2 protein-coding genes are annotated in these 2,505 nt (G+C 69.4%); both read right to left on the bottom strand.

Translation table 11 applies throughout. The annotated features are described in order from the left end of the window. Positions 1-129 precede the first annotated feature (129 nt). Positions 130-1,491 (bottom strand): replicative DNA helicase, encoded by a 1,362-nt coding sequence (gene dnaB / locus ABZ371_RS31620; RefSeq protein WP_358686167.1) that lies wholly within the window; start codon positions 1,489-1,491, stop codon positions 130-132. A 74-nt stretch (positions 1,492-1,565) separates the two neighbouring features. Then, positions 1,566-2,505: hypothetical protein (locus ABZ371_RS31615; RefSeq protein WP_358686165.1), on the bottom strand; the 940-nt coding region annotated here is incomplete at its 5' end.

Here is a 2,505-nt window from a genome sequence, read left to right as displayed (position 1 = left end):
GGTGGTCCCCCCCCCCCCCCCCCCCCGAGTCTCTGACCTGCGCTGTCTCACAGGGATGTCATAAATGCCATCCGGATGACACGGTGGCTGAGAAAATGACACGGGCTTCGAGAACCTACAAGCGGGGGGTCAGGTCTGTGCCATGTCGACGAACCTGGAGTAGTGGAGTTGGTTGGCGACGGTGATGGTCGGTGTGGCCCCGTTGCGGTGCTTGCCGATGATCAGTTCGACCTCGCCCGCCTGGGCGGACTCCTTCTCGTAGGCGTCCTCGCGGTAGAGCAGGACGACGATGTCGGCGTCCTGCTCGATGGAGCCGGACTCGCGCAGTTCGGAGACGGCGGGCCGTTTGTCCGTACGGCCCTCGGGGCCGCGGTTGAGCTGGGACAGGGCGATGACCGGGACCTGGAGTTCCTTGGCGAGGAGCTTCAAGGTGCGGCTGATGGTGGAGACCTCGCGCTCGCGTGATTCCTGGCGGCCGCCGACGGTGACGAGCTGGAGGTAGTCGATGACGACCAGGCCGAGGTCAGGGACGCGGGACTTCAGGCGCCGGATCTTGGCCTGGATGGCGCCCATTGTGGTGGCGGACTCGTTGATGTAGAGCGGGGCTTCGGTGATGCGGGGCAGGTAGTGGGCGAGGCGGGTCCAGTCCTCGTCGGTGGTGGTGCCGGAGCGCAGGTGGTGCAGCGCGACGCGGGCTTCGGCCGACAGCAGGCGCATGTTGAGCTCGTCGATGCCCATCTCCAGGCTGATGAACGCGGCCGGGATGTGGTGCTTGATGGCGCAGGCGCGGGCCATGTCCATGGCCAGGGTGGTTTTGCCCATGCCGGGGCGGCCCGCGATCACGATCAGCTGGCCGGGCTGGAGGCCACTGGTGAGGGTGTCGAGGTCGGCGAAGCCGGTGGGCAGGCCGGTAAGGCCCTTCTTGCTGCCGGCCTCGACCAGGTCGAGAGTGCCCTCCATCGTCTGGGCGGGGAGGTGGAAATCATCCTCCTTGCCGGTGCCTTCGACGACGGCGGCGACCTCGGCGGCGGCCGCGGCAACGAGGTCGTCGGTCTCGCCTTCACCGGCGTAGCCGGATTGGGTGATGCGGATGCCGGCGTCGACCAGGCGGCGCAGGATGGCGCGTTCGCGGACGATTTCGGCGTGATAGGAGCCGTTGGCAGGGGTCTCCACGGCCTGGATGAGGGTGTGGAGGTAGACGGCGCCACCGACACGGTCCAGCTCGCCGCGCTTGTGGAGCTCGGCGGCAAGGCGGATCGGGTCGGTGGGCTCGCCCTTGGCCAGAAGGTCCAGGATTGTGGTGTGGATGATCTGGTGGGCGGGCCGGTAGTAGTCCTCGGGCTTGAGGATATCGGCGCAGTCGACGGCGGCGTCCTTCGACATCATCATGCTGCCGAGCACGGACTTCTCCGCGTCGACGGCCTGCGGCGGCATCCGCACGAGCCCAGCGCCCTGGTCGTCGTGGTGGGCTTGGTCGGGGATTAGAGTCATCGGGATCTCTCCAGAGGGATCGTGCGGCGTCCGGGCCGGCCAAGGAACCGGGCGCCGCTCGCGCGTGTCAGGGGTCAAAACGTGGGCTGCTGCATCGAGCGGAGCAGCTCGACCAGGCTGGGCCGCTCGACTGTCGGCTGGTGCTCGGGCGCCGGAGCCGTTTCGGGGGCCGTGTCAGGCGCCGGAGTCTCCGGGTCCTGCGGCAAAGCCGGCCGTTCGGGCGTAGCGGCTGGGGCGCGGTCGTGCTTACAGGTGACGAGCATGCCGTTGCGCTCGGTCTGCCCGTACGCGTCGCAAGCACTGCAGGCGTCGATCAGCTTCTGCCGTGCGGCGGCCGACGAAAGTCCCGTCCTGCCCGGAGTGTTGCGGCGCGGCGGCAGGCACGCGATGCGCTGCCGTTCCAGGACCAGCTGGTAGTTCACGACGCCGCCCGGGTTCGACATCAGCTGCTGACGCAGCTTCTCGTCGAACTCCCAGCCACGCTCCAGGGACTTCGCGGCAAGCGACGGGGCCAGGCGGGCCGCGGTTTCCGGGGCCAGCGCCCACGGTCCGGTCAGCGTCAGCAGGAACGCTCGGGCCTCCTCGACCTGCTCCGGGCTCACGCCCTCGGGCAGCGGCGCGGTCCTCTGGGCGTCGGGCTGATCCTTAAGGGCGAGCTGCTGCCCGGGCACCCGGGCCGTTGCCGACCGCTCGCGTTCCTGCTCCAGGGCGCGGCGGGCGGCCCGGTAGCGGGGCAGGTCCTCGATCCGCTCCCGCAGCACCGACTGGGCACCACGCCGGGCCTGCGAGCGGCGGGTCAGCTGCTGAACCAGATCCGCGCCCAGTTCCCAGCCCTGCGCCCGGGCGGCCTCGGCCAGCAGCGGTCCGAGCTCGGCAGCTGTTTTGCGTCCGCACGCCCACCGTCCCGGGAGCTCCGCGAGGAACTCGACAGCCGCCGTGACCGCTGTTACGTCTGTTTCCTGAGCATCAACCGGGACGGTGGTGGTGGAGGACTTACGGGAGGAGGAATCCTCC

Origin of the sequence: Streptomyces sp. NPDC005899 (genome assembly GCF_040629645.1) — a bacterium.
In the GTDB taxonomy this organism is placed as follows: Bacteria; Actinomycetota; Actinomycetes; order Streptomycetales; family Streptomycetaceae; genus Streptomyces.
This window is presented reverse-complemented; position numbering and strand designations above follow the sequence as displayed.